The sequence below is a fragment of the Luteimonas composti genome, assembly GCF_042678665.1.
Lineage (GTDB): Bacteria > Pseudomonadota > Gammaproteobacteria > Xanthomonadales > Xanthomonadaceae > Luteimonas > Luteimonas composti.
Genome location: NZ_JBHTKU010000003.1, coordinates 535,659 through 562,490 on the forward strand (window position 1 = coordinate 535,659; position 26,832 = coordinate 562,490).

Consider the following 26,832-nt stretch of genomic DNA (forward strand, 5'->3'; position numbering starts at 1 on the left):
CAGCGTGCCGTTATCTGGGGCCAATCAACCTCAAGGCACCCGGATGTTCGCATCACTCAGTATCGGCAAGCGTCTGGGCATCGGCTTCGCCGCCCTCGCGCTCCTCATCGTGGTCATGGGCGGTTTCGCCGCCCAGCGCATGGGCACCGCCCAGGGCGTCGTCCTCGACCTGACCCATGAATCGGTCCCGGCCGTGCGCGAGCTCGGGGCGATGGCCACCGCGCTGGCCGAGTACCGCGTCAGCGAGCGAGGCCTGGTCAGCAGCCTCGGCGACGAAGCGAAGATGCAGGAATACGGCGGCGAGCTGGTCGCCGGGCGCAAGTCGTTCGAGGAGATGACCGGCGCCTTCGCGACCCGCGTGCAGGGCGACGCCGAACGCGCCGCGTACGACGCAGTGCTGGCCCGGGCCGCGGCCTACTTCGACAACAGTGCGCTGCTGCGCTCGGCACTGGAGTCCGGCGATCCGGGCCCGGTCGCCGCCGCGGGCGACCTGCGCCAGGCCACCGCCGACGCGGTGGCGGCCCTGCTGCAGCAGAACCTGGACGACCTCGACGCCGCCGTCGCGCGCCAGGAGGCCGGCTACGTGTCCAACCTGTGGGCGATCGGCATGCTGCTGGTCGTGGCCCTGCTGATCGCCACCGCCGCGGCGCTGCTGATCACCCGTTCGATCGTGCGTCCGCTGGCCGAGGTGATGGCCACCGCCAACGCGGTCGCGCGCGGCGACCTCGACCGCCCGATCAGCGTGTCCGAACGCAGCGAGCTCGGTGCGCTCGCCGACTCCATGCGGCAGATGGTCGGCACGCTCAACCGCTACGTCGGCGCGCAGCGCGACATGAAGTCCGCGCACGACGCGGGCGCCATCGGCCATCGCCTGGCGGCGGACGAGTTCCCCGGGGCCTACGGCGCGATGGCGGCGGGCGTCAACGACCTGGTCGCCTCGCACATCGCGCTCAACCGCGAGGTCGTGGACACCGTGGCCCGCTACGCCAGCGGCGACCTGTCGCGCGACATCGAGCGGCTGCCCGGCGAGAAGGCCCGCATCACCGAGGCCATCGACGCGGTCAAGCGCTCGATGCTCGACTCCAACGCCGAGGTCCGGCGCGTGGTCGAGGCAGCGGTCGCCGGCGACTTCGCCCAGCGCGGCGACGCCGAACGCTTCGAGTTCGCCTACCGCGAGCTGATCGAACAGCTCAACCGCCTGATGGCCGCCACCGACGCCAGCCTCACCGAGGTCGGCAGCCTGCTCGCGGCCGTCGCCGAGGGCGACCTCACCCGCCAGGCCGACACCAGCCTGCCCGGCCAGTTCGGCAAGCTCGCCGCCGACGCCAACGGCACCGTGCACAAGCTGGCCGAGGTCGTGGCCCAGATCCGCAGCGGCAGCGACGCGATCAACTCCGCCGCTTCCGAGATCGCCGCCGGCAACGACGACCTCTCGCGCCGCACCGAACAGCAGGCCGCCGCGCTGGAGGAGACCGCCTCGTCGATGGAGGAGCTCACCTCGACCGTGCGCCAGACCGCCGACAACGCCCGCCAGGCCAACCAGCTGGCGATCGGCGCGGTCGACGTGGCCTCGCGCGGCGGCGAGGTGGTGGGCAAGGTGGTCGAGACCATGTCGGCGATCACCGAATCGTCCAACCGCATCGGCGACATCATCGGGGTGATCGACGGCATCGCCTTCCAGACCAACATCCTGGCGCTCAACGCCGCGGTGGAAGCCGCGCGCGCGGGCGAGCAGGGCCGCGGCTTCGCGGTGGTCGCGGCCGAGGTGCGCTCGCTGGCGCAGCGCTCGGCCGGTGCGGCCAAGGAGATCAAGCAGCTGATCACGGATTCGACCGACAAGGTGCGCCACGGCAACGAGCTGGTCGGCGAGGCCGGCCGCACCATGGGCGAGATCGTGACCAACGCGCGCAAGGTGACCGACATCATCGCCGACATCTCGGCGGCCTCGCAGGAGCAGAGCGCGGGCATCGAGCAGATCAACCAGGCCATCACCCAGATGGACGAGGGCACGCAGCAGAACGCGGCCCTGGTGGAGGAAGCCACCGCCGCCGCGCGCAGCATGGAGCAGCAGGCCGGGCAGCTGGTGCAGACGGTGGCGGTGTTCCGCATGCAGGACACGCCCGCCGGCCAGCCCGCCGCCCCTGCCCCTGCGCCCAGGGCCGTGCGCAGCAGCCCGGCGCCGGTCCGGCCGGCTCCCGCGAGGCGGCTTGCCGCGGCGGCGGCCCCGGCGCTCGCCGCCGAGGCCGCGGGCGACTGGCAGGAGTTCTGATCCCGCCAGGCGGACACCCGGGGAACGGGCGGCTTCGGCCGCCCTTTCCCGTTGCGCGCCGCCGCGCCTGCTCAACTCCCGGGTCCGACGGCCGATACCGCGGTAACGGACCCCAGCGGCCTGGACGATGCCTGTCGCCGACGAACTCTCGCACCTCGTGGACGACGAGGAACATTCCCGGTTCGCGCTGCGCGAACCCGGCGAGATCGCGGCCGTGCTGCGGGCGCTGGTGGACGCGCGCTCGCTGATCACCACCAGCCTGCTGCCGGGCGGATTCGCCTGCCCCACCGCGCTGCTGGCGGTGCACGACGACGGCACCCTGGTGCTGGACGGCAACCGCGACGAGGCGATGAACCGGCGCATGGCCGCCGCCAGCCGGATGGTCTGCAGCGCGCAGCTCGACCTGGTGCCCATCCGCTTCCGCCTCTCGAGTCCGGCGCGGATCGTCCACGAGGACTACGTCGCCTTCTCCGTGCCCTGGCCGAAGGCGCTGCTGCGCATGCAGCGCCGCGAAACCTACCGGCTCTCGGCTTCGGCCACCGCGCCGGCCACCGTCCACGTTGGCGACGCCGACCATGCGCCGGACCCGGACCACCCCGGCCTGCGCGTGCTCGACATCAGCGGCGGCGGCGTGGCCCTCGCCATCCCCGAGGACGCCAGGACGCTGTTCCAGCCCGCCGCGCGGATCCCCGCCTGCCTGCTGCGCCTGGGCGACGCGCCGCCGTTCGCGGTCGCGCTCGAGGTGGTCTACAGCCGTCCGCACGAGGCCCCCGGCACCACGCAGTGGCGCGCCGGCTGCCGCTTCGTCGGCCTGCCGGCGGCGATGGAGCAACAGGTCATGCAGTACATCTTCCAGATCGAGCGGCAGCGCAACGCGCGCCTGCGCCGCGGCGGTTGAGCCCGCGCGACGCGGCTGGTGCAAACACTCAAGTTTCCGGAGCGGCGGCCGCTATCGGCTCCACAGACGTGCGCCGAGGCGCGTACCAGGCATCCCCACCGGAGTAGACCCATGATTTCCAAGAGCCCCCGTCCCCTGACCGTCCTGCTGCTCGCCGGCTGCGCGTCCACCGCCTTCGCCCAGGACGCGATCCGTCCCGAGCAGGCCGCGCGCCACGTCGGCCAGAACGGCATGGTCTGCGGCAAGGTCGAGAAGACCCGCTACGCCGAGAACTCCGAAGGCCAGCCGACCTTCCTGCATATGGGCGGCGCGTTCCCGCGGCACACGTTCTCCGCGCGCATCCCGCAGGACCAGCGCGACAAGTTCCGCCCCTCGCCCGAGGAGCTGGAAGGCAAGGATGTGTGCGTGGTCGGCACCATCCAGCGCGACGCCAGCCGCGCTGAGATCGCGGTGCGCGCGCCCGGCGACATCAAGCTCGCGACGATCAAGTGACCGTTCGGCCCGGCGCGCAGGCGACCGGGCCGCTTCGTTTCATCAGGGGGGATGACCCAATGCAGTGGTTCTCGAATCTCAAGCTCACGCCGAAGCTGATGCTGGCCTTCGGCGTGGTGTTGCTCATCATGTTCGGCCAGGGCATCGGCGCCTACATCGGCCTGCGCTCGATGAACCGCGTCACCAGCGAACTGGCCGGTGACGTGTTGCCGAGCGTCACCCTGGTCGGCGAGACCCGCGCGCTGCTGGGCGAGTACCGGAGCGCGTCCTACAACGGCCTGGTCCGCGCCAGCGCGGCGGCCAAGCAGGAAGCGCGCGAGCGCGCGGTCCGCATCGACGCGCAGCTGGCCGAGAACCTCAAGGCTTACGAGCAGTACGCCAACACCAGCGAGGAGAAACGCCTGCTGGCCGAGCTCGCCGCCGCATGGGACGCCGCGCGTGCATCGTACGCCTCGGTCAACGAGATGCTCGACCTGGAGCTCCCCGACGACGCCACCGACACCTTCATCGGCGAGACCAGCCGCCTGCACGACGCCACCGGCGCCGCGCTGGCGGCGCTTGCGGACGACGCCAACCGCGTCGCCGCCGCGGCCACCAGCCGCGCGCACAACACCTACGCCAGCTCCAACCTGATGCTGGTGACCCTGCTGCTGGCGGGCATCGGCGTCGGCCTGGCGGTGGCCTGGCTGATGGCGCGCAGCCTGACCCGCGCCACCCGCGAGGCCGCCCGCGTCGCCAGCGACGTGGCCGCGGGCAAGCTCGACAGCCACATCGACGGTGGCGGCGCCGACGAGATCGGCGACCTGTTGCGGGCGATGCAGCGCATGCAGCACGACCTGCGCGAGCGCATCGAGCGCGACCAGGCCATCGCCAGCGAGAACCTGCGCATCCGCACCGCGCTCGACAGCTCGGGCACCAGCGTGATGATCACCGACCCGGAGCGCACCATCATCTACGCCAACGCGGCGGTCAACGAGCTGCTGCAGCAGCACGAAGACGAGATCCGCACGCAGCTTCCGGAGTTCCAGTTCGACCAGCTGGTCGGGACCCGCGTCGATGCCTACCAGGACGACCCCGAGGAGTTCGGCCAGGCCCTGGCGCGGACCAGCGGCGTCCATCTGTGCGAGATCTCGATGGGAGACGCGCACTTCGGCCAGAGCGTGGCCCGTGTCCAGGACGGCGACGGCACTCTGCTCGGGTACGTGGTCGAGCTGCGTGACCGCACCCAGCAGGTGCATGTCGAAGTCGAGCTGGGCCGCGTCGTCCAGGCCGCTGCCGAGGGCGATCTCTCGCAGCGCATCGGCATCGAGGGCAAGCAGGGCTTCTACCTGCAGCTCGCCACCCGGCTCAACGACCTGCTCGACGCCAACGCCACCAGCCTGGAGCAGTTCTCCCGGGTACTGGGCGCGCTGGCCGAAGGCAACCTCACCGCGCGCATGGAGGGCGAGTTCCAGGGCGTGTTCGCGACCATGCGCGACGACGCCAACCGCACCGTCGAAGGGCTGGCCGAGATCGTCCGCCAGATCCGCAGCGGCAGCGACGCGATCAACGCCTCGGCCGGCGAGATCTCGTCGGGCAACGACGACCTGTCGCGCCGCACCGAGCAGCAGGCCGCCGCGCTGGAGGAAACCGCCTCGTCGATGGAGGAGCTCACCTCGACCGTGCGCCAGACCGCCGACAACGCCCGCCAGGCCAACCAGCTGGCGATCGGCGCGGTCGACGTCGCCGCCCAGGGCGGCGAGGTGGTCGGCAAGGTGGTGGAGACCATGTCCGCGATTTCCGAATCCTCGGGCCGCATCGCCGACATCATCGGGGTGATCGACGGCATCGCCTTCCAGACCAACATCCTGGCGCTCAACGCCGCGGTGGAAGCCGCGCGCGCGGGCGAGCAGGGCCGCGGCTTCGCGGTGGTGGCGGCCGAGGTGCGCTCGCTGGCGCAGCGTTCGGCCGGCGCGGCCAAGGAGATCAAGCAGCTGATCACCGACTCGACCGACAAGGTGCGCCACGGCAACGAGCTGGTCGGCCAGGCCGGCAAGACCATGGGCGAGATCGTGACCAGCATCAAGCGCGTCACCGACATCATCGCCGACATCTCGGCGGCCTCGCAGGAACAGAGCGCGGGCATCGAGCAGATCAACCAGGCCATCACCCAGATGGACGAGGGCACGCAGCAGAACGCGGCCCTGGTGGAGGAAGCCACCGCCGCCGCGCGCAGCATGGAGCAGCAGGCCGGGCAGCTGGTGCAGACCGTGTCCCAGTTCCGTGTCCAGGACGACCGCCCCGTCCGTGCCGCCAGGGCGGCGCCCGCGGCGGGCGGTCGCGTGGTCCAGTTCGCCAGCCAGCCGGCACCGGCAGCCGCCGCCTTGGCCGCGTCCCGGGCCGCGGCCAAGGCCAAGGCCGCGGCCGAAACCGAGGCCGGGGGCGACTGGCAGGAGTTCTGAGCCGGCAGGCTCTCGCAGGCGGACAGGAGGGGCGCTTCGGCGCCCCTTTTTCATGCGTGACGCAGTGCCTGAAACACGGAGCTGCACCCGCGACTGGGACATTTTGTCCAGCGTCCTCGCTCAATCGTGCAGCGCAGCAACCGTTAACCACTGCACGCCAACCCCCGCGTTTCCCGGCAAGCCGGCGCAGGAAGCGGACTCCGTTCCCACAAGGACTTCCCATGCAGTTTCGTGTCATCCCCCTCTCGCTCGCGGCGCTGCTCGCGGCACCGCTCGCGGCCGCCGCGCAGGACGGCGATTCCATGTTCTCGTTCAGCGGTTTCGGCACCGTCGGCGCCGTGCACAACAGCGAGGACCACGCCGATTTCGCGACCGACTTCCAGCCTGACGGCGCGGGCCATTCCGACAGCTGGTCAGCCAACCCGGACAGCCGCCTGGGCGTCCAGGTCGACGCCCGCTTCGGCGAGAACTTCTCCGCCGTCGTGCAGGTGACGAGCCAGTACGACCACCAGGGGTCGTACGAGCCCGACCTCACGCTCGCCCATGTCCGCTACGCATTCAGCCCGGCGCTGTCGCTGCGCCTCGGCCGCCTGGCGCCGCCCATGTTCATGCTCTCGGACTACCGCAAGGTCGGTTACGCGATGCCGTGGCTGCGGCCGCCGGTCGAGGTCTACAACACCTCGCTGGCGGTCGACGGCGCCGAACTCGCCTACAGGTTCAACGTCGGCAACGCCGCCATGACCCTGCAGCTGCTCGGCGGCGACACCCACGCCGGCACGATCTCGCTCGAGGACACCATCGGCCTGGTGGGACGCGTGGAGTTCGGCAGTTCGACCATCTTCGCCGGCTACAACCGCAGTTCGCTGTCGCTCCGTGCCGATCCGGCCGTCGAGTCGCTGCTGGCGCTGTACGCGCCCGTCGCCCCGCAGCTTGCGTCGCGATTCCGCTTCGCCGACAACGACGTGACCTTCTCCTCGCTCGGCTACGCCTACGATCCCGGGACATGGTTCGCACGCGGCGAGGTGACCCGCCTGGGCACCGACGACGGCATGGTCGCGGCCACCACCAACATGTACGCCAGCGCCGGCTGGCGGGTGGGCGCGTGGACGCCCTATGTCACGCTCGGCAAGGTCCGCATCGACAGCGACACCAGCTTGGGTGCAGCCGATCCGGTCGGCGTGGTCAACGCGATCCTGGCCGGCCACAACGAGAACCGCCGCAGCCTCACCGTGGGCACGCGCTGGGACTTCCGCGAGAACTTCGCGCTCAAGCTCGAGGCGTCGCACGTCGATGCCGGCGCCGGCTCCAATGGCGGCCTGACCAACCTGCAGCCCGGCTTCCAGCGCGGGGGCAGCTACAACCTGCTGTCGGCTGCCGTCGACTTCGTGTTCTGAGGACCCGACGATGAAGCTCCGTAACGCTTTCCTGTGCCTGGCCCTGGCCGCACTCCTGCCCGCCGTGGCCCGCGCCGAAGTGGTGGTGGTGGTGTCCGCCAACAGCCCGGTCACCAGCCTCACCGCCGCCCAGGCCTCGCAGATCTTTCTCGCCAAGTCGGTCACCCTTCCCGGCGGCGGCGCGGCGACCCCGATCGACATTGCCAACGGTCCGCTGCGCGACGAGTTCTACGCCAAGGTCACCGGCAAGGATGCCGCCCAGCTCAAGTCCTACTGGGCGCAGTTGACCTTCACCGGCAAGGCCAAGCCGTTCCGCCAGGCGCCCAGCGCCGCCGAGGCGAAAAAGCTGATCGCGGCCTCGCCGTCGGCCATCGGCTACCTCGCTCCCGCCGACGTCGATTCCAGCGTCCGCGTCGTCCTCAAGCCGTGACCCGCCCGGCCGGCGCCCAGCCACGGGCGCCGGCACCGGCGGACCGCGGGCAGCCCATCGCGCCGCGCCCGTCGGGCGTGCGCGCCCGACCTCCACAGGAGGCAATTCCATGTTCGTTTTCCTCAACAACCTCAACGTCGGCAAGCGCCTCGGCACGGGGTTCGGCCTGCTCGTGGTGCTGATGGCGGTGCTTGCGGGCATCGCCTTCGTCGAGATGCGGTCGATCCAGGATCGGCTGGTCGAGATCGTCGACACCAACAACGTCAAGTCGCGCCACCTCAACGCGATGCACCGGGCCAGCGCGGCCACCTCCATGTCGATGCGCAACCTGCTGATCCTGGACGATGTGGACATCATCGCGATGGAGCGCGAATCGCTGCAGGCCGCGCGCCAGCAGTACAGCGACGCCCGGGATGCGCTGTATGCGCTTCCCGCGGACGCGGGAACGCTGGAGATGCGCGAGCGCATCGATGCCGCGCGCGCGGTCAGCCGCGAAGCCAACGACCGGATCGAGGCGCTGGTCCTGGCCGGGGACAAGGCCGGCGCGCGCGACGCACTCATGTCCGAGGGCGGCCCGGCGGCACGCGAGTGGCGCCTGCTGCTCGAGGAGGATCTCCAGTTGCAGGAGACAGCGACCGCGCAGGCGTACGCAGGCGCGGTGGCGGATTACGACGAGGCCAGGCTGTGGCTGCTCGTGGTGGCCGTGATGGCGGTGCTGTTCGCGGTCGGATCGGGCTGGCTGCTGACCCGCAGCATCGTCCGGCCGCTGCAGGAGACCACACGCGTGGCGCGCGACATCGCGCGCGGTCGGCTCGACGGGCAGATCCAGGCCACGGGCCGCGATGAAGTGGCCGTGCTGCTCGGCTCGATGGCGGACATGCAGTCCGGCCTGCAGCGCCTGGTCGATGCCCAGGACGAGATGTCGCGCCAGCACGACGCGGGCGAGATCGACCATCGCATCGCGGAAGACCAGTTCGAAGGTGCGTTCCGCGACATGGCCGCCCAAGTCAACGCGCTCGTGGGCTCGCACATTACGGTCCTGCTCAAGGCCGTGGACATGGTGGGCGCGTACGCCCGCGGCGACCTGTCGGGCACCTTCGAACGGCTGCCAGGCAAGAAGGCCAGTCTCACCCAGGCCGTGGACGGCGTGAAGGCCGGCCTCGAATCGGTGACCGCCGAGATCGGCGGACTGGTGGACGCGGCCGTGGCGGGCGACTTCAGCCGCCGCGGCGACAGCGACCGCTTCGAGTTCGTTTACCGCGAGATGATCGGCAACCTCAACCTGCTGATGCAGAGCGCCGACCGCGGCCTGTCCGAAGTGGGCGCCCTGCTCGCGGCCGTCGCCGAGGGCGACCTGACCCGCCAGGCCGACACCGGCCTGCCCGGCCAGTTCGGCAAGCTCGCCGCCGACGCCAACGGCACCGTGCGCAAGCTGGCCGAGGTCGTGGCCCAGATCCGCAGCGGCAGCGACGCGATCAACTCCGCCGCCTCCGAGATCGCCGCCGGCAACGACGACCTCTCGCGCCGCACCGAACAGCAGGCCGCCGCGTTGGAGGAGACCGCCTCGTCGATGGAGGAGCTCACCTCGACCGTGCGCCAGACCGCCGACAACGCCCGCCAGGCCAACCAGCTGGCGGTCGGCGCGGCCGACGTCGCCGTGCAGGGCGGCGTCATCGCCGAGCGCGTGGTGCACACCATGTCGGCGATCACCGAATCGTCCAACCGCATCGGCGACATCATCGGCGTGATCGACGGCATCGCCTTCCAGACCAACATCCTGGCGCTCAACGCCGCGGTGGAAGCCGCGCGCGCGGGCGAGCAGGGCCGCGGCTTCGCGGTGGTGGCGGCCGAGGTGCGCTCGCTGGCGCAGCGTTCTGCCGGCGCGGCCAAGGAGATCAAGCAGCTGATCACCGACTCCGCCGACAAGGTGCGCCACGGCAACGAGCTGGTCGGCCAGGCCGGGCAGAACATGGGCGAGATCGTCGCCAGCATCAGGCAGGTCACCGACATCATCGCCGACATCTCGGCCGCCTCGCAGGAGCAGAGCGCCGGCATCGAGCAGATCAACCAGGCCGTCACCCAGATGGACGAGGGCACGCAGCAGAACGCCGCGCTGGTGGAGGAAGCCACGGCGGCTGCGCGCAACATGGAGCAGCAGGCCGGGCAGCTGGTGCAGACGGTGGCCAGGTTCCGGATGCAGGGCGACGCCGCGGCGCAGGCCAGCAGGCCGAACGTGCCCCAGGCCGGGGCGCGCCGGGCCGTGGCCCCGCCACCGCCTCGCGCCGCGCCCGCACCGCGCCCCATGCCGAAGCCGGCAGCGGTCGCCGACGCGGCGGGGGACTGGCAGGAGTTCTGATCCCGCCGGCCGGTACTGGCGGCATGCGGATCGTGCGGCTCACCGGCCACGCCAGCATCGCCAACGCGCTGGAGGCCATCAAGCGCGGTGCAGGGAAGGGGCGGCTTCGGCCGCCCCTGTCGCGTCCGGAGACCCGGCAGCGCGCCTGCGTGCGGCGGTCGCCCGGGATCGGCGGTTGATCGCAGGACTGATACGGCCCGCGATCGCCACCGGTGGGGCTCATTTTTCCGGGGCGCCGCCGATAAGCCTTCCAATCGACCACGACGGCGCCGCATGAACGCATTGCTTCCCCGCACTGGAATCTCCCGCGCGCCAGGCCCGGTCGCGGCCCCGCCCTGACTCCCCCCGTCCCCGCCTTCCGCACCCTACGGACGATCCCGCATGCCCCTCCCGCTCGCAGACCGCGCCCCCGCACGGACATGGACGCCTGCCGACACCGGCACGCCTGCACGCCAGCCCAGCACCGGCCAACCGCCCATCGCCCCCGGTGGCGCCGGCTTCGACGCGGTGCTGGCGGTGGCGGCCGGGCTGCTCGACTGCGCCAGCGCCCTGCTCTGGACCATGGAAGACGGTGGGCTGCGCCTGGCCGCCAGCCATGGCCTGCCCGCGCCGCACGCATGGACCGGCAGCCTGCTGCCCACCCTCGTCGACGCCTCGCGCCCGGTCGTGGCGATCGCCGATGCCGCCGCCGACCCGCAGCTGTCGGGCGATCCGCTGGTGACGACCGGCGCCGGCCTGCGCTTCCTGGTCGCCACCGTGCTGTTCGGTCCGGCCGGTGAGCTGCTCGGGGTGCTGGCCGCCGGCGATCCGCGCCCGCGCACCGAAGCGGCCGACGCGCTGGCCGGCCGACTCGCCCCGCTAGCGACGCTGGCCACGCGCCAGTTCGGCGGCGACCTGCTGGCGCGCTGCCGCCAGGTCGCCGAAGCCGGTTTCAGCGCGGTGATCCTGGTCGACGAGCAGGGCGAGACGCTGTTCGCCAACACCGCCGCGCGCGAGCTGTTCGGCCCGGTCGCTTCGCGCGGCCAGATGCTGGACCAGCTGGTACCGGCCGCGCTGCAGCTCGAACCCGAGGCGGTCTCCGCCTGGCTGCTTGCGCCGGCCGGTCCCTCCGGCAGCCTGCGCAGCCTGCGCGAGCTGCGCATCCGCGATTCGCTGGGCGAGCTGCGCACGGTGCAGGCCGCCCGCTGCGCCTGGCACGACGGCAACACCCGCGGCACCGTGCTGGTGCTGCGTGATGCCGGCGACGGCGCGCCGCGGCGCGAGCCCCGCTCCGGGCGGCGCGATGCACTGACCGGCCTGCCCAACCGCGAGGCCCTGTTCGCGACCGTGGACAGCCTGCGCGGCCGCGGCACGCGGCTCGGCGTGGCCCTGCTGGGCCTGGACAACTTCCGCGCCGTCAACGAGGCCCTCGGCCACGTCATCGGCGATACCGTGCTGCAGGTGGTGGCCTCGCGGCTGATGGCGTGGCTGCCGGGCGATGCGCACCTGGCGCGTTTCGGCAGCGACGAGTTCGTGATCCTGTTCCCGGCCGCCGGCGACAACGCGGCAATCGAGCAGCAGCTGCAGTCGCTGCTGCGCGAGATCGCGCGCCCCTGCGAGATCGAACACCAGCGCGTGCACGTGGAAGCCTGCATCGGCGTCGCGTTCGACGATGCCACCGGCGGACACGCCGCCGCCTACGAGGACTGCGGCAGCAGCGGCCTGCTTGCGCTCGCCGCCCTGGCCCTGCGCCATGCCAAGCGCGGCGGCAGCATGCAGCTGCGCCACTTCTCGCCGGCGATGCGCGAGGAGGCGGTCGACCGCCGCCAGCTCGACCTCGAGCTGCGCCGCGCGTTCCGCGACGGCGAATTCGAGCTGCACTACCAGCCGCAGATCGACCTGGCCACCGGCCTGCCCTCGGGTGCCGAGGCGCTGCTGCGCTGGCGCCACCCCGAACGCGGGCTGCTGATGCCAGGCGCCTTCATCGATGCGCTGGGCCGCAGCGCGATCGCGCCGCAGGTCGGCACCTGGATCCTGCAGCAGGCCTGCCACGACGCGTCGCGCTGGCCGCTGGTGGAGGGCCGCCCGCTCAAGGTCGGCGTCAACCTGTTCCCGGCCCAGTTCAACGACGACGCGCTGGTCGCCAAGATCGACGCCGCGCTGGCCGCCAGCGGCCTGCCGCCCGAGCAGCTGGAGATCGAACTCACCGAGACCGTCGCGCTGCGCGACGACGGCGTCGCCGAACGCACCCTGCTGCAGCTGCGCAGCCGCGGCATCCGGGTGTCCTACGACGACTTCGGCACCGGCCACGCCTCGCTGTCGATGCTGCACCGGCTGCCGGTGGACCGGGTCAAGATCGACCGCTCGTTCGTGCGCGACCTGGTCGGCAACCGCGGCGACAAGGCCATCGTCCGCTCGATCACCCTGATCGCGCGCAATTTCGACATGGAGGTGATCGCCGAGGGCGTGGAGACCCGCGACCAGGCGATCCTGCTGCGCGAGTTCGGCTGCCAGGAGGTCCAGGGCTTCCTGTACTCGCAGGCCCTGGCCCAGCACGTGTTCCAGCACTGGGTGAAGCGCCAGCTCGCCGCGCGCGACGACGCCACCATGGCGCTGGAGCACGACCATGCGTGAGCAGGTGCGCGAACAGGCGGTCGAGGAGCGCCCGTTCGCGTTCGACGAACGCGACTTCCGGCGCGTGTGCCGCATGATCCACGCCCGCGCCGGCATCCACCTCGGCGCGCACAAGCGCGACATGGTCTACAGCCGCCTGGCGCGGCGCCTGCGCGCACGCGGCTTCGAGACCTTCAGCGACTACCTGGACATGGTGGAGGACGCGGATGCCGGCGAAGACCAGCATTTCATCAACGCCCTGACCACCAACCTGACCTCGTTCTTCCGCGAGGCGCACCACTTCCCGCTGCTGGCCGCGCAGCTGCAGGCGGCGCCGAGCAGCGGCCAGCCGCTCCGCATCTGGTGCTGCGCCGCGTCCACCGGCGAGGAGCCGTGGTCGCTGGCCATCACCGCCTGCGAGGCATTCGGCACGCTGGCGCCGCCGGTGCGCATCCTCGCCACCGACATCGACACCGCCGTGCTGCAGTCGGCCATGCGCGGGGTGTATCCGCTCGAGCGCATCGAATCGATCGACATCGAGCGCAAGCGCCGCTTCTTCCAGCGCGGCAGCGGCGCCAACGCCGGCCAGTGCCGGGTGCGCCCGGAACTGCGCGCGCTGGTGGAGTTCCGCCCGCTCAACCTGCTCGACGCCGACTACGGCCTCAGGCCCGGCAGCCTGCTCGCGGTGTTCTGCCGCAACGTGATGATCTATTTCGACAAGCCGACCCAGTACGCGGTGCTGCAGCGGATCGCGCCGCTGCTGTCGCCGGACGGGCGGATGTACGCCGGCCATTCGGAGAGCTTCAACCACGCCGCCGACCTGGTCGCGCCCTGCGGCCGCACCGTCTACCGGGCCGTCGCCCGCACGGGTGGCGCATGAACAGCGCGGTCATCGCCCCGCCCGCCGGCAGCTACTACGACGCCACGCTGAAGACGCACGCGATCCGCATCCTGCCCGCGGACTACCTGGCCACGGACCAGCCGGTGGCGCTTGTCACCCTGCTGGGCTCCTGCGTGGCCGCCTGCCTCTACGACCCCGCGCTGGGCCTGGGCGGGATGAACCACTTCATGCTGCCGGGCGGCGACGTCAACGACGCCACCTCCGCGCGCTACGGCGCCAACGCGATGGAACTGCTGATCAACGACATGCTCAAGCGCGGCGCGCGGCGCCAGCGCCTGCTGGCCAAGGTGTTCGGCGGCGGCAACGTGCTGAGTGGATTCCACAGCGATCCGATCGGCACCCGCAACGCCGGCTTCGTGGTCGACTACCTGCGCGCGGAGAACATCCGCGTGGTCGCCAGCGACCTGGGCGACAACCAGGCGCGCAAGGTCTGCTTCTTCGTGCAGACCGGGCGCAGCCTGGTCAAGCGCCTGCCGGCCACGCGCGACGGCGTGGTCGACGCCGAGCGCGCGCTGTACGGCCGCCTGGCGCGTGCGCCGGCCGCCGGCACCGTCGAGCTGTTCTGAACATGGGCACGCGACCGGTCCGCGTCCTGGTGGTGGACGATTCGGCGCTGGTGCGCGCCCTGATGACCGAACTGCTCGGGGCCGCCCCCGGCATCGAGGTGGTCGGCACCGCGGCCGATCCCTACATCGCCCGCGAGAAGATCAAGCAGCTGGCGCCCGACGTGCTGACCCTGGACGTCGAGATGCCGCGCATGGATGGGCTGACCTTCCTGCGCAACCTGATGCGGCTGCGGCCGATGCCCGTGCTGATGGTGTCCTCGCTCACCGAGGCCGGCGCCACGGTGACGCTCGAGGCGCTGGCGCTGGGAGCGGTGGACTTCGTGGCCAAGCCGCGCATCGACGTGGCGCGCGGCCTGGCCGAATACGGCGCGGTGCTGGTGGACAAGGTCAGGCAGGCCGCGCGCGCGCGCGTGGCGCGCATCGCCTCGGCGCCCTCGGGCCGCAAGGAAGGGCCGATCGGCTACCGCACCACCGAGCGGCTGCTGGCGATCGGCGCTTCCACCGGCGGCACCGAAGCGATCCGCGAGGTGCTCGAACAGATGCCGGCCGACGCCCCGGCCACGGTCATCGTCCAGCACATCCCGGCCGCGTTCAGCGGCGCCTTCGCCGAACGCCTCGACCGCCACAGCCGCATGACCGTGGTCGAAGCCACGGACCGGCAGCCGCTGCTGGCCGGCCACGCCTATGTCGCCCCCGGCGGCCGCCACCTGCGCGTGGTGCGCAGCGGCGCGCGCTGGATGTGCCGGCTGGGCGAGGACGACCCGGTGCGCCGCCACCGCCCCAGCGTCGACGTACTGTTCCAGTCGGTGGCCGAGCACGCCGGCCGCAACGCCAGCGCCGCCCTGCTCACCGGCATGGGCGACGACGGCGCCGAGGGCCTGCTGGCGCTGCGCCGCGCCGGCGCGCACACCATCGCCCAGGACGAGGCCACGAGCGTGGTCTGGGGCATGCCCGGGGCGGCGGTCGCCAACGGCGCCGCCCAGGACGTGGTGGCGCTGGAGCAGGTGGCGCAGCGCCTGCTCGCGCTGTCGCGCGGCAGCTAAAGCAGGACGGCCCGCTGCCGTTACCTAGGAAGACCGTTTTCGGCACTCAAGCTCGGGACAGATGATGGATTCGCGCGTATTGCTTCGCCTGGCACCCCCCCTGGTGCTCACCCTGGTCCTTGTGCTGTCCCAGGCACTCGACCTCGCTCCCGCCGTCCGCTGGGGCGCGCTGGCGGCCATGACCCTGGCGTGGCTCGGTTTCGCCTGGACCGTGCTGCGCCCCGGCGCAGGCGACTCGGCCGCACTGCGCGAACAGAGCCGGCTGCTGGAGGAACTGCGCAACTTCATCGGCGCCGAAGTCGAAGGCTCGCGCGGCGAGATCGAACGCACCCGCGAGCTGATCCGCGAATCGGTCGCCAAGCTGGGCACGAGCTTCGACGCGGTCAACCGCCGCTCGCGCCAGCAGAGCGAAGTCGCTTCGCGCATCCTCGACCGCCGCCAGGACGGCGACGGCAGCGGCTCGGACGTGCACCGTTTCGCGGTGCAGGCCAGCCAGCAGATGGAGCAGCTGGTGGAAGCGCTGGAAGCGGTCAGCGGCCAGAGCGGCGCCACCGTGACCCACATCGACGCCATGGCCGAGCACCTGGACGGCATCTTCAGCCTGCTCGAGGACGTGAAGTCGATCGCCGACCAGACCAACCTGCTGGCGCTCAACGCCGCCATCGAAGCGGCCCGCGCCGGCGAGGCCGGCCGCGGCTTCGCGGTGGTCGCCGACGAGGTGCGCAACCTGTCCGAGCGCTCCACCGCCTTCAACGAGCAGATCCGCAAGCTCGCCCACAGCTCGAAGGACTCGATCGCCCGCGTGCGCGAGACCGTCAGCACCATGGCCTCGCGCGACCTGGACCGCAGCCGCGTGGCGCGGATCGAGGCGGCCGCCATGCTCGAGCGCGTGGACGGCATCAACCGCAACCTCGGCAACGGCATGCGCGAGATCGCCGAATGCAGCAAGGCGATCGACGGCTCGGTCGCCGAGGCGGTGCGCTCGCTGCAGTTCGAGGATATCGCCACCCAGGCGCTGGGCGCGGCCAACGTGCATCTCGATCGCCTCGGGGCGATCAACCGCGAGGCCTCCGTGCTGCAGGACCTGCTGCATCGCAGCGGCGGCCAGGGCGGCGCCGACCTGCACCGCGCCCTGTCGCAGATCGGCCAGCGCATCGCGCAGATGCGCGGCGAGTGGGAACGCCCGCCGCACAAGCCGGTCACCCAGCAGTCGATGGACGCGGGCAGCGTCGAACTGTTCTGATCGCGTCGCGTCCGGCCCCGCGGCTGCACGATCGCAGTTGCGGCCCGGCGGCCCCGGCCGGTAGCGTGGCCCCATGCCGATCGACCCCGCCGCCTCACCTCCTCCCGCAGGCCGCAGCCTGCTCGGCCAGTTCACCGGACTGGTGCTGCTGGCGGTGTTCCTTCCGGCGCTGGCGCTGGCCGGCGTCCTGCTCTGGCAGGCCTCCACGTCGGTCCACGCGCAGGGCGCGACACGACTCGCGGCCACCGCGAGCGCCAGTGCGCGCGGGCTCGAAAGCTTCCTCGGCGTGCACCTGGCCGCCATGCAGGTCCTGGCCGACCGGCGCAACGCCACCGGCGACATCGACGACCTGTCGCGCTGGGATTCGGACCTGGCCCGGGTCAACCACTACTACCCCGCCTTCGCCCACCTGCTGGTCACCGATGCCGACGGCCGCGTGCTGACCAGCACCCCGGCGCTGCCGGCCGACGCCATCGGTCCGGTGACAGACCGCGAGTATTTCCAGGTGCCGCGCCGCACCGGCGAACGCCACGTGTCCAACGTCTACCAGGGACGCGGCCCGGGCAACGGCGCGCGCATGGCGATCTCGGTTGCGCTGTACCGCGACGGCCAGTTTGCCGGCGTGCTGGCCGGCTCGATGCGCGCCGACGCCCTGCTGCCGATGGACGAGCTGGACGAGCACGGCTTCGAACTGTTGCTGCTGGACCGCGGACTGAGCGTGCTGCAGTCCAGCGCGGGCCTGCCGCAGCGCCCGCTCGACCGTCTCGACCCGGCGGCCGCGCCGGCGCTGGCGCGGCTGGCGCGCGGCTTCGACGGCGTCCAGGAGCTCGACGCCGTGCTGGCCGGCGGCGAGGATGCGCTGGCCGTGGCCGCGCCGCTCGACAATGGCTGGCGCCTGCTGCTGCTGCAGCCCAGCGGCGTGGTCAAGGCCGAACTGCGGCGCGTCGCGGTGGCGGTGATTGCGCTGCTGGTGCTGGTGGTGGCGGGCGTGCTGGCGGTGGTGGTGGCCAAGATGCGGCGCCTCGGCGGCAGCGTGCGCGCGCTGCTGCAGCGAATGCGCCAGTTCGCGCTCGACGGCGATTCCGCGCAGCTGGCCCCGGCCAACCTGCCGCGCGAGCTGCTGCCGCTGGCCGACGCCATGAACGGGCTCGCGGCGCGCGCACGCGCGTCCTTCCAGCAGGTCAACCGGAGCCTGCAGGAGCAGCGCCGCCTGCGCGAGGAGCTGCAGTCGGTCGCGCAGCGCCTGCTCACCGTGCAGGAGGACGAGCGGCGCACGCTCTCGCGCGAGCTGCACGACGACATCGGGCAGTCGATCACGGCGATCAAGCTTGCGGCGACATCGCTGGCCGACGAGGCGCTGGGCGACGATCCCCAGGTACGGCGCGAAATCCTCGACGAGATCGTCTCGATCGCCGACCAGACCGTGCTCAAGCTGCGCAACCTGTCGCTGCTGCTGCGTCCGCCCCAGCTCGACTCGCTGGGCCTGGAGGCCGCGCTGCGCGGGCAGGTCGCGCTGCTCTCACGCAACAGCGCGCTGCAGGTGCGGCTGGAGGTGGCGCCGCTCGAGGGCCGGCTGCCGGCCGCGACCGAGCTCGCCTGCTTCCGCATCGCCCAGGAAGCACTGACCAACGTCGCGCGCCATGCCGGTGCCACGTGCGTGGAAATCGAGGTCGAGCTGGAGGACGGCGAGTCGGGGCCGTTGCTGGTGCTGCGCGTCTCCGACGACGGCCGCGGCGTCGACGCGTCGCGCCCGGCCGGGCTGGGCCTGGTGACCATGCGCGAGCGCGCCACCCAGATCGGCGGGAGCGTCACCATCGCCCCGCGCCCGGGCGGCGGCACCGTGGTGCGCGCCGAGCTGCCGATGCAGGACGGGGCATGACCCGGACCGGGCGCGCACCGGCCGCGCGAACTGTGCGCGTGGTGGAAGAACGTGCAGCGCGCGCTACGAGCGCCCGTTGCGGCAGGGTATCTTGCGCATCCGACGCATACTGAGGGGGCTTTGCTGTGCAGATCGTGGTGGTAGGGGGCGACGCCGGACACATGGCCGATGTCGGGCGCGAATTGCGCGAACACGACCCGGACTGGCGGCTGGCGCATGCGCCGACGGCGGCCGGGGTCGCCGCGGCGGGCACGGAAGGCGCGCCGGACGTGCTGGTGTGTGCTTCGCGGGTGGGCAACAGCGGCGGCCTGGCCGTGCTGGGCGAGCTGCGCCGGCAGCATCCCGGTGCGGTGCGCATCCTGCTGCTCGAGTCCGACGCCGACCACGACCTGCTCGAGGCCCTGGGCACCAGCCACCGCATCCTCAACGAGCCGCTGGATTCGCTGGCGCTGATCGACGCGATCGAAAGCGTCGTCGAACTGCGCGAACTGCTCGACGATCCGGCGCTCAAGCAGGCGATCGATCGCGTCGGCACCCTGCCCGCCGCGCCGCGCCAGTACCTGGCGCTGACCGCGCTGCTGCGCGACCCGGACTCGACCGCGGCCAAGATCGCCGACGTGGTGGCGCAGGACCCGACCGTGGCCGCGCGCGTGTTGCGCCTGTCCAACTCCGCCTTCTACTCGGGCGGGCGCGAGATCACCGACCTGCGCTCGGCGGTCACGCGCCTGGGCCACAACACGCTGCGCCAGCTGGTGCTGGCCAGCGAGGTGTTCTCCGCCGGCCCCGAGGCCGACGAACTGCGCGACCGCGCCCTGCGCATCTCGCAGCTCGCGGGCAAGCTGCTGGCCGGCCCAAGCGCCGACCTGGCCGCCACCGCCGGCCTGCTGGCCGAAGTCGGACTGCTGTTGCCGCGTACCACCGGCCTCGATCCGGCCACCACCCCCTACAGCACGACCGGCGCCTACCTGCTCGGCCTGTGGGGCCTGCCCGGCCCGATCGTCGAGGCGGTGGCCTTCCACGACCGCCCCGCGCGCGTGCGCGGCAGCTTCTGGGTCGCCGGTGCGGTGCACGTGGCCGCGGCCCTGGTCAACGGCCGCGAGCCCGACCTGGCCTACCTGTCCTCGGTCGGCCAGCTCGACCGCCTGCCGCGCTGGCGCGCGATGGCCGGCGCATCCGAAGCCGAATAGGCGACCGGGCGGCGAGGCGCGGTGGGCGAGTCCGCCGCGCTTGCACAAGGCCACCACGGCGGGCCGGGCAGGCTGTCTGCCCTGTTTCATGCGGGAGCCTCCGCCATGGCCCGACCGATCTGGACCGGCAACCTCAGCTTCGGCCTGCTCAACGTGCCGGTGTCGCTGATGTCGGGTACGCGCAGCAACGACCTCTCGTTCCGCATGCTGGACGCGCGCGACCGCAAGCCGATCCGCTTCGAGCGGGTCAACGCGGACACCGGCGAGGAAGTGCCGTGGAAGGAGATCGTCAAGGCCTTCGAATACGACAAGGGCAGCTACGTCGTGATCGAGAAGACCGATATCGCCGCGGCCTCGCCCGAGACCCACGAGTCCGTGGAGATCGAGGCCTTCGTCGATGCCGAGGCGATCGACATCCGCTATTTCGAGAAACCCTACGTGCTGGTGCCCGGCAAGAAGGCCGAGAAGGGGTACGTGCTGCTGCGCGAGACCCTGCGCAAGGCCGGCAAGATCGGCGTAGCGCGGGTGGTGATCCGCACCCGCGAGTACCTGTCGGCGGTGATGCCGCTGGGCGATGCGCTGGTGCTGATGATGATGCGCTACCCGCAGGAGCTGGTGGATCCGTCCGAGTACAACCTCCCCGAAGGCAACACCGGCGACTACCGCATCAGCGCCAAGGAGCTGGAGATGGCGACACAGCTGGTCGACTCGATGGCGGCGAAGTGGAACCCGGAGGACTACCACGACGAGTTCCGCGAGCGGCTGGCCGCGATCATCCGCAAGCGCATCAAGGACAAGGGCGCGACCACAAAGGTGCTCGAGGAGCCGGCGCCGAGCGAGGACGCGACCACCAACGTGGTCGATTTCGTCTCGCTGCTGCAGAAGAGCCTGGGCGAGAACAAGCGCACGCCGGCCAAGAAGTCGGCGGCGAAAACCACGAAGAAGGCCGCGCCGAAGAAAAAGGCCGCGGCGAAGAAGACGACGAAGAAGCCGGCGAAGGCCCGCAAGGCGGGCTAGGCGCGGAGCGTCAACAGTTTGTGTTGGCTGAGCTGCACTCTGGAGATCGGGACCAGGCCACCGGCGGCGGTGTGACGACGTGCCGGTTGCAGTCGTGCCACCTGTGCTTCGGCGCATTTTCGCGCCGGGATTGGAAGCATGTCGCATCGGCCGACTGGCACGGCGCGGTCTGGATGAAGCGTTCGGTCCTGCCGCTGGTGCGCGGGGTGCGGGTCCGCGTCCGGGTGTGCGGGGCACAGGGCGCGGCAGGCGCCTGCAGGCGCGCGGAAGGCGCAGCGCGATCCGCTGGCGGGCATGCCCCGGGGCACCTCACGCCGCGGCTCCGGTCGGCCACCGCGACCTGGTGCAGGATCCCCATTGCCGTCTGGCCGCATCCGGCGCAATGCCGGCCGCCGCCAGGCGCGAGTGATCGTCGACGGCGACGTGCACCTCGTCCCACCGATGCCCGGTGCCGATGCGACCGGTCGCCGGTCACGCAACGCCCCGGTGATCGATCGGGACCTCCCGCGCCTCCGGGGTCAGCCGGGCAGCCTTGTGCAGGCTGCTTCCGTCGCCGGTTCGGAAACGATCTCTGGCGACGCCAGCATCCTCCCCCGGCCGGAGGGAACAGGCGCTTGAGACCTCACAGCCCGGTGGCGCCTGTTGCCGCGCGCCGCTCAGTCGGTGGCGGTCGCCTGCCCGCTCGCCACCGGCGATGCGCGGCGGCTCAGTGCGTACAGGATGCGCAGGTCTTCGGAATCGAGGGTCCTGGCGTTGTCGCCGCGAAAGCGCATGCGGTAGGAGTGGATCGCCGCTTCCGGGCGGTCGACCGCGTAGCCGACCAGGCGCAGTGCATCGATGGGATCGAACTCCGGCGGCGGCAGGGGCGCGTCCGCATCGGGCCAGATGCCGAAACCGGCGTCGTGCAGGCGTTTCCAGGGGAACAACGGACCCGGGTCGATCTTGCGCCCCGGCGCCAGGTCCGAATGGCCGATCACCGCCGTCTTCGGGATGCGATGGCGCGTGGTCAGGTCCTCGAGCAGGGCGATCACCGCGGCGACCTGCGCGTCGCTGAAGGGCTCGACGCCGTCGTTGTCGATCTCGATGCCGATCGAGGCCGAGTTGAGCTCATGGATCGTGCCCCAGCTGCCGGCGCCGGCATGCCAGGCGCGATGCTCGTCGGACACCAGCTGGTAGATGCGGCCATCCTCGCCGACCAGGTAGTGGGCGCTGACCGGTCCGCCACGGTTGCGCGTACGCAGCGTACGCAGGCTCTGTTCGACCGAGTCCTGCTCGGTGTAGTGCAGCACGATCACCTGGGCGCGGCGGGTGTCGTGGTTGTCCGACGGCACCCAGGTGGCCATCGGGTTACGCGGGGCGGTGTGCTGGCACGCGGCCAGCGCGATGGCGCACGCGGCGGCGCCGAAGAGACGGAGCGGGCGGGTCATGCCCGCATTGCAGCCGCTGGGGGCGGCGAATGCAAGTTCGGGGGCGACGGTTTGCAAGCGCAGTGCACCCGAACTCGTTGCGGCTGCCAAGGCGGGGATCGTGCGGCGTGCCGGGTGGAGACGGGCCCGATCGCCAATGTCCCTAGGCGGTGCCCTCGCACCGCCTCCTCCCTGATTTGGCCATCGGGCCTGCCCCTACCCGCCGCCAGGCGTCCGCGAGCGCCCTTGGCAGCGCCACCACACGTGCGCCGGAGCGCTGTCGTCCCCCAACAAAAAAGCGGGCAGCTTTCGCTGCCCGCTTCACCTCGTGGGGGAGGTGGGTGTGGCTCAGCTCTCGTAGGCGGACTCGCCGTGCGAGACGATGTCCAGGCCCTGGCGCTGGTCCTCGTCGCTCACGCGCAGGCCGACCAGCGCGCGGGTGATGAGGATGGCCACCGCGGTGACCACGGCGCACCACAGGATCGTGAACAGCACGCTGAAAGTCTGCGCCCAGACCTGCGCGCCGATCGTGCCCTCGATGCCGGTGCCGCCCAGCGAGGCATCGCTGAACACGCCGGTCAGCACCGCGCCGACGATGCCGCCGACCGCGTGCACGCCGAACACGTCCGCGGTGTCGTCCACGCGCAGCAGGCGCTTGAGGCCATTGACGCCCCAGACGCAGATCGCGCCGGCGGCCAGGCCGATCACCAGCGCGCCCATCGGGCCCACGGTGCCCGCGGCGGGGGTGATGCCCACCAGGCCGGCGATGGCGCCGGACGCCGCGCCGAGCGCGGAAGGACGGCCCTTGGAGATCGCCTCGACCAGGCTCCACGCCACCACGCCGGCGGCGGTGGCCACCATGGTGTTGATCATCGCCAGCGACGCGATCTCGTTCGCGGCCACGGCCGAGCCGGCGTTGAAGCCGAACCAGCCGACCCACAGCAGCGAGGCGCCGATGAAGGTGAACGGCACGTTGTGCGGCTTGATCGCTTCCTTGCCGAAGCCCAGGCGCCTGCCCAGGAAGTAGGCACCCACGAGCCCCGCGATACCGGCGTTGATGTGGACCACGGTGCCGCCGGCGAAGTCGAGCACGCCCTTGTGCGCCAGGAAGCCGCCGCTCCACACCATGTGCACCATCGGCAGGTAGGCGAAGGTCACCCAGATCGCCGAGAACAGCAGCACCGCCTTGAACTTGATGCGTTCGGCGAACGAACCGACGATCAGGGCGGTGGTGATGCCGGCGAAGGTGGACTGGAACACCACGAACAGCAGTTCCGGCAGCCCGGCCGATTCGCTGCTGGTGGTGATGCCCTTGAGGAAGGCCTTCTCGGTGAACGAGCCGAAGAAGTTGTTGCCTTCGGTGAACGCGGCGCTGTAGCCGTAGGACACCCACAGGATGATGACCATCGAGAACACGACCAGCACCTGCATCAGCACCGACAGCACGTTCTTCGAGCGCACCATGCCGCCGTAGAACAGCGCCAGGCCCGGCACCACCATCAGCAGCACGAGCAGGGTCGAGGTCAACATCCAGGCGATGTTGCCGCTGTCGAAGGCCGGCGCGGCCGCCTCCTCGACGACGGCGGCGGCCACCTCGGCCACTTCGGCCGCGGCGGGATCGACGGCATCCTGGGCGAACGCCGGCATGGCGATCGCGGCCAGCAGGCACAGCAACAGCAGCGCGAACGCCGGGAGACGGCTTCGCGACGCCACGGCGGAGAGCTTCTGGATCTTCATGGGAACTGCCTCCGGAAGTGGGTTAGAGCGCATCGGCGCCAATCTCGCCGGTGCGGATGCGGATGACCTGGTCGAGCGCGACGACGAACACCTTGCCGTCGCCGACCTTGCCGGTGCCCGCGGCGCGGTTGATCGCCTCGAGCGCGGCTTCGAAGGTCTCGTCCGAGACGGCCGCCTCGATCTTGAGCTTGGGCAGGAAATCCACGACGTACTCGGCGCCGCGGTACAGCTCGGTGTGACCCTTCTGGCGGCCGAAGCCCTTGACCTCGGTGACGGTCAATCCGTTCACGCCGGCCTCGGCCAGCGCCTCGCGCACCTCGTCGAGCTTGAACGGGCGGATGATGGCGATGATCAGTTTCATGGTGACTCCTGTGTCGTGGTGCGCGGTCAGAACGACTTCGACAGCGACACCAGCACGGTGTCGTCGGCGCCGCTGATGTCGGTGTCGTGCCACTCCAGGCCGATGGCGAAGCCGTTCTCGAAGCTCTTGCCGCCGGTGACCTTCCAGTAGTCGTAGTCGAGCTCGCCGCCGTAGCCGCTGACCCACTGCTGGCCGTAGCCGGCGCCGACGCTCCAGCCGCCGTCGAACTCCCAGCCCACGCCCAGGTCGAGCGCGCTGCTGCCGTCCGAATCGGGGATGCCGAACAGGTCGGTGGTGGCGTAGGAGTACTTGGCGCTGAGCACGTTCCAGCTCAGGCCGAAGTACAGCTCGAGCGTGTCGACGTCGGTGAAGCCGGCCGGATAGTCGCCCGGGTACCAGTAGTAGTTGGCGCCGACGTCGTAGCCGACGCCGCTGTCGCCGAAGTCGCCGGCGTAGCCGATGAAACCGTCCAGTTCGACCTGGCTGGAGATGTCCGGATCCGAGTCGGACAGCCAGCTGATGCTGCTGCCCCAGGCCCCGGCGTAGAAGCCGCTTTCGTGCTCCCAGGTCACGCCGCCCTGCAGGGCGGGCTTCTCGTTGGTCTGGGTGACGCCACGGAACACGTAGTCGCTGACGACCGTGACCGAGCCCGAGACTTCCGCGGCTGCGTTTCCGGCCAGCAGCAGACCGGTGGACAGGAGTGTGGCAAACGCGATCTTTCGAGACGACATGACAGGCTCCTCATTGGATGGAAAGCCCTCCCCGGTCTTGCGTGCTGCTCGATCCGCCACGCCCGGCATCCCCATGCCCTGGCGCGGTCGCCGGCGCGCACTCTGCGGTGCGTACGACCGGCCACTTGCCTTTCCCGCCTCTTGCTGGATGCCGCTTCCGTGTCGCCGTTCCTCGTCGTGGAAAGTCCGCGGCCCGCGTGGGGGAGGGCCGCACGTCCGGCTCGCCGCCGGACGCGTATCACCGCAGGTTGGCCGCGAAGGCGCGTCGCGCGCCGTTCGCCCCGACCTTCCCCCGCGAACGGGGGAAGGCGGCCCCTGGCATCAGACGCCGTAGTACATCTGGTATTCGAGCGGATGGGTCGCGGCGCGGAAGCGCGTGACCTCCTGCATCTTCAGGTCGATGTAGCCGTCGATGAAGTCGTCGCTCATCACCCCGCCGGCCTTGAGGAAGTCGCGGTCCGCGTCGAGCGCGGCCAGCGCCTGGTCCAGGCTCGAACACACCTGTGGGATCTTCTTCTCCTCCTCCGGCGGCAGGTCGTACAGGTCCTTGTCGGCCGGGCCGCCCGGGTCGATCTGGTTCTTGATGCCGTCCAGGCCGGCCATCATCAGCGCGGTGAAGGTCAGGTAGCCCGACTGCAGCGGATCGGGGAAGCGCACCTCGATGCGGCGCGCCTTGGGGTTGGACACCCACGGGATGCGGCAGCTCGCCGAGCGGTTGCGCGCCGAGTAGGCCAGCATCACCGGCGCCTCGAAGCCCGGCACCAGGCGCTTGTAGCTGTTGGTGCCCGAGTTGGCGAAGGCGTTGATCGCGCGCGCGTGCTTGAAGATGCCGCCGATGTACCACAGCGCCATCTGCGACAGGCCGCCGTAGCCGTCGCCGGAGAACAGGTTCTGACCGCCCTTGGCCAGCGACTGGTGCACGTGCATGCCGCTGCCGTTGTCGCCGACGATCGGCTTGGGCATGAAGGTCGCGGTCTTGCCGTTACGGAAGGCGACGTTGCGGATGACGTACTTGGTCGCGAGCAGCTCGTCGGCCTTCTTCACCAGCGAGTTGAACTTGGTGCCGATCTCGCACTGGCCGGCGGTCGCGACCTCGTGGTGGTGCACCTCGGTCTCGATGCCGATCTGCTCGAGCGTCTTGACCATCTCCGCGCGCAGGTCATGCAGCGAGTCGGTCGGCGGGACCGGGAAGTAGCCGCCCTTGACGCCCGGGCGGTAGCCGCTGTTGCCGCCTTCGTACTCCTTGCCCGTGTTCCAGGCCGCTTCCTCGGACTCGACATGGAAGAACGTGTTGCCCATCTCGTTGGCGAAGCGCACCGAGTCGAAGATGAAGTATTCGGGCTCGGGGCCGAAGAACGCCTGGTCGGCGATGCCGCTGGACTTGAGGTAGGCCTCGGCGCGACGCGCGATGCCGCGCGGATCGCGCGAATAGTCCTGCATCGTCGCCGGGTCGAGGATGTCGCAGGTCAGGTTGAGCGTGGGATCGGCGTAGAACGGATCCAGGTAGGCGGTGGACGCGTCGGGCAGCAGGATCATGTCCGACTCGTTGATGCCCTTCCAGCCGGCGATGGAGGAGCCGTCGAACATCTTGCCCTCCTCGAACAGCGCGGGCTCGACGATGCTCGCCGGGAAGGTGACGTGCTGCTGCACGCCGCGCATGTCCACGAAGCGCAGGTCGACGAATTCGACCTTGTGGTCCTTGATCAGCTTTTCCACGTTTTCGAGCGACATCGGCAACAGCCTCTGGGTTTGCGAAGGGATGGTCACAGTGGAGCAAGCGACGTGCCAACGCGAGCAATTCCCTAAGTCGTTGATTTGCGATGGCAATCGGGACGGACAGAAGATCCGCCGCACGCAATTGGTGAAGACCCTGTGATGGTTGCACCAAG

Annotated in this window: 20 protein-coding genes; 15 read left to right on the forward strand and 5 right to left on the reverse strand. The window is 71.0% G+C overall.

Annotated elements, in window-relative coordinates; genetic code table 11:
* Positions 1 to 43: 43 nt before the first annotated feature.
* From ACFQ2D_RS11230 to ku, 15 genes are all read left to right on the forward strand, one after another.
* Positions 44 to 2,269 (forward strand): methyl-accepting chemotaxis protein, encoded by a 2,226-nt coding sequence (locus tag ACFQ2D_RS11230; protein ID WP_386795649.1) that lies wholly within the window; start codon positions 44 to 46, stop codon positions 2,267 to 2,269.
* Positions 2,270 to 2,396: 127 nt separating this feature from the next.
* The gene (locus ACFQ2D_RS11235) at positions 2,397 to 3,167 is read left to right on the forward strand and encodes a flagellar brake protein (protein ID WP_280942125.1); all 771 of its coding nucleotides are present in this window, start codon (positions 2,397 to 2,399) and stop codon (positions 3,165 to 3,167) included.
* Between the two features lie 231 nt (positions 3,168 to 3,398).
* The gene (locus ACFQ2D_RS11240) at positions 3,399 to 3,659 is read left to right on the forward strand and encodes a hypothetical protein (protein ID WP_386795665.1); all 261 of its coding nucleotides are present in this window, start codon (positions 3,399 to 3,401) and stop codon (positions 3,657 to 3,659) included.
* Positions 3,660 to 3,718: 59 nt separating this feature from the next.
* Positions 3,719 to 6,100, forward strand: coding sequence for a methyl-accepting chemotaxis protein (locus tag ACFQ2D_RS11245; protein WP_386795650.1), 2,382 nt, complete (start codon positions 3,719 to 3,721; stop codon positions 6,098 to 6,100).
* A gap of 221 nt (positions 6,101 to 6,321) precedes the next feature.
* Entirely contained in the window at positions 6,322 to 7,494 is a 1,173-nt protein-coding gene (locus ACFQ2D_RS11250; RefSeq protein WP_280941068.1) for a hypothetical protein, read from the forward strand.
* 10 nt (positions 7,495 to 7,504) lie between these two features.
* Positions 7,505 to 7,924 (forward strand): phosphate ABC transporter substrate-binding protein, encoded by a 420-nt coding sequence (locus tag ACFQ2D_RS11255; RefSeq protein WP_280941069.1) that lies wholly within the window; start codon positions 7,505 to 7,507, stop codon positions 7,922 to 7,924.
* A gap of 109 nt (positions 7,925 to 8,033) precedes the next feature.
* Positions 8,034 to 10,280, forward strand: a complete 2,247-nt coding sequence (locus ACFQ2D_RS11260; protein ID WP_280941070.1) for a methyl-accepting chemotaxis protein — start codon at positions 8,034 to 8,036, stop codon at positions 10,278 to 10,280.
* Between the two features lie 381 nt (positions 10,281 to 10,661).
* Complete coding sequence (locus ACFQ2D_RS11265) at positions 10,662 to 12,893, forward strand: putative bifunctional diguanylate cyclase/phosphodiesterase (RefSeq protein ID WP_280941071.1); 2,232 nt, start codon at positions 10,662 to 10,664, stop codon at positions 12,891 to 12,893.
* Entirely contained in the window at positions 12,886 to 13,752 is an 867-nt protein-coding gene (locus tag ACFQ2D_RS11270) for a CheR family methyltransferase (protein WP_280941072.1), read from the forward strand. Before ACFQ2D_RS11265 ends, ACFQ2D_RS11270 begins: the two co-directional genes overlap by 8 nt.
* Complete coding sequence (cheD, locus tag ACFQ2D_RS11275) at positions 13,749 to 14,339, forward strand: chemoreceptor glutamine deamidase CheD (RefSeq protein ID WP_280941073.1); 591 nt, start codon at positions 13,749 to 13,751, stop codon at positions 14,337 to 14,339. The genes ACFQ2D_RS11270 and cheD overlap by 4 nt, the downstream gene beginning before the upstream one ends.
* Before the next feature lie 2 nt (positions 14,340 to 14,341).
* Positions 14,342 to 15,382, forward strand: a complete 1,041-nt coding sequence (locus ACFQ2D_RS11280) for a protein-glutamate methylesterase/protein-glutamine glutaminase (protein WP_386795651.1) — start codon at positions 14,342 to 14,344, stop codon at positions 15,380 to 15,382.
* A gap of 64 nt (positions 15,383 to 15,446) precedes the next feature.
* Complete coding sequence (locus tag ACFQ2D_RS11285) at positions 15,447 to 16,625, forward strand: methyl-accepting chemotaxis protein (protein ID WP_280941074.1); 1,179 nt, start codon at positions 15,447 to 15,449, stop codon at positions 16,623 to 16,625.
* 73 nt (positions 16,626 to 16,698) lie between these two features.
* On the forward strand, positions 16,699 to 18,504 hold the full coding sequence (locus ACFQ2D_RS11290) for a histidine kinase (protein ID WP_280941075.1): 1,806 nt from the start codon (positions 16,699 to 16,701) through the stop codon (positions 18,502 to 18,504).
* 161 nt (positions 18,505 to 18,665) lie between these two features.
* Entirely contained in the window at positions 18,666 to 19,691 is a 1,026-nt protein-coding gene (locus tag ACFQ2D_RS11295; RefSeq protein WP_280941076.1) for an HDOD domain-containing protein, read from the forward strand.
* Between the two features lie 105 nt (positions 19,692 to 19,796).
* Positions 19,797 to 20,708, forward strand: a complete 912-nt coding sequence (gene ku, locus ACFQ2D_RS11300; RefSeq protein WP_280941077.1) for a non-homologous end joining protein Ku — start codon at positions 19,797 to 19,799, stop codon at positions 20,706 to 20,708.
* Between the two features lie 656 nt (positions 20,709 to 21,364).
* Here the strand turns inward: ku and ACFQ2D_RS11305 are convergent.
* From ACFQ2D_RS11305 to glnA, 5 genes are all read right to left on the reverse strand, one after another.
* A complete protein-coding gene (locus tag ACFQ2D_RS11305) occupies positions 21,365 to 22,135 on the reverse strand; it encodes an N-acetylmuramoyl-L-alanine amidase (protein ID WP_280941078.1) in 771 nt (256 codons plus the stop codon).
* 327 nt (positions 22,136 to 22,462) lie between these two features.
* Positions 22,463 to 23,851, reverse strand: coding sequence for an ammonium transporter (locus ACFQ2D_RS11310; RefSeq protein ID WP_280941079.1), 1,389 nt, complete (start codon positions 23,849 to 23,851; stop codon positions 22,463 to 22,465).
* Positions 23,852 to 23,873: 22 nt separating this feature from the next.
* Complete coding sequence (locus tag ACFQ2D_RS11315; RefSeq protein WP_280941080.1) at positions 23,874 to 24,212, reverse strand: P-II family nitrogen regulator; 339 nt, start codon at positions 24,210 to 24,212, stop codon at positions 23,874 to 23,876.
* Positions 24,213 to 24,238: 26 nt separating this feature from the next.
* Positions 24,239 to 24,943, reverse strand: a complete 705-nt coding sequence (locus ACFQ2D_RS11320) for a TorF family putative porin (RefSeq protein WP_280941081.1) — start codon at positions 24,941 to 24,943, stop codon at positions 24,239 to 24,241.
* Positions 24,944 to 25,264: 321 nt separating this feature from the next.
* Complete coding sequence (gene glnA / locus ACFQ2D_RS11325) at positions 25,265 to 26,674, reverse strand: type I glutamate--ammonia ligase (RefSeq protein ID WP_280941082.1); 1,410 nt, start codon at positions 26,672 to 26,674, stop codon at positions 25,265 to 25,267.
* Between the last annotated feature and the right edge of the window lie 158 nt (positions 26,675 to 26,832).

Bases quoted from the DNA above. Each gene is read 5' to 3' on its own strand.
- ACFQ2D_RS11315 (WP_280941080.1), bottom strand. From the start codon at position 24,212: ATGAAACTGATCATCGCCATCATCCGCCCGTTCAAGCTCGACGAGGTG.
- ACFQ2D_RS11250 (WP_280941068.1), top strand. From the start codon at position 6,322: ATGCAGTTTCGTGTCATCCCCCTCTCGCTCGCGGCGCTGCTCGCGGCA.
- ACFQ2D_RS11290 (WP_280941075.1), top strand. From the start codon at position 16,699: ATGCCGATCGACCCCGCCGCCTCACCTCCTCCCGCAGGCCGCAGCCTG.
- ACFQ2D_RS11260 (WP_280941070.1), top strand. From the start codon at position 8,034: ATGTTCGTTTTCCTCAACAACCTCAACGTCGGCAAGCGCCTCGGCACG.
- ACFQ2D_RS11295 (WP_280941076.1), top strand. From the start codon at position 18,666: ATGGCCGATGTCGGGCGCGAATTGCGCGAACACGACCCGGACTGGCGG.
- ACFQ2D_RS11240 (WP_386795665.1), top strand. From the start codon at position 3,399: ATGGTCTGCGGCAAGGTCGAGAAGACCCGCTACGCCGAGAACTCCGAA.
- ACFQ2D_RS11305 (WP_280941078.1), bottom strand. From the start codon at position 22,135: ATGACCCGCCCGCTCCGTCTCTTCGGCGCCGCCGCGTGCGCCATCGCG.
- glnA (WP_280941082.1), bottom strand. From the start codon at position 26,674: ATGTCGCTCGAAAACGTGGAAAAGCTGATCAAGGACCACAAGGTCGAA.
- ACFQ2D_RS11310 (WP_280941079.1), bottom strand. From the start codon at position 23,851: ATGAAGATCCAGAAGCTCTCCGCCGTGGCGTCGCGAAGCCGTCTCCCG.
- ACFQ2D_RS11270 (WP_280941072.1), top strand. From the start codon at position 12,886: ATGCGTGAGCAGGTGCGCGAACAGGCGGTCGAGGAGCGCCCGTTCGCG.
- ACFQ2D_RS11230 (WP_386795649.1), top strand. From the start codon at position 44: ATGTTCGCATCACTCAGTATCGGCAAGCGTCTGGGCATCGGCTTCGCC.
- ACFQ2D_RS11320 (WP_280941081.1), bottom strand. From the start codon at position 24,943: ATGTCGTCTCGAAAGATCGCGTTTGCCACACTCCTGTCCACCGGTCTG.
- ACFQ2D_RS11280 (WP_386795651.1), top strand. From the start codon at position 14,342: ATGGGCACGCGACCGGTCCGCGTCCTGGTGGTGGACGATTCGGCGCTG.
- ACFQ2D_RS11265 (WP_280941071.1), top strand. From the start codon at position 10,662: ATGCCCCTCCCGCTCGCAGACCGCGCCCCCGCACGGACATGGACGCCT.
- ACFQ2D_RS11285 (WP_280941074.1), top strand. From the start codon at position 15,447: ATGGATTCGCGCGTATTGCTTCGCCTGGCACCCCCCCTGGTGCTCACC.
- cheD (WP_280941073.1), top strand. From the start codon at position 13,749: ATGAACAGCGCGGTCATCGCCCCGCCCGCCGGCAGCTACTACGACGCC.
- ku (WP_280941077.1), top strand. From the start codon at position 19,797: ATGGCCCGACCGATCTGGACCGGCAACCTCAGCTTCGGCCTGCTCAAC.
- ACFQ2D_RS11235 (WP_280942125.1), top strand. From the start codon at position 2,397: ATGCCTGTCGCCGACGAACTCTCGCACCTCGTGGACGACGAGGAACAT.
- ACFQ2D_RS11255 (WP_280941069.1), top strand. From the start codon at position 7,505: ATGAAGCTCCGTAACGCTTTCCTGTGCCTGGCCCTGGCCGCACTCCTG.
- ACFQ2D_RS11245 (WP_386795650.1), top strand. From the start codon at position 3,719: ATGCAGTGGTTCTCGAATCTCAAGCTCACGCCGAAGCTGATGCTGGCC.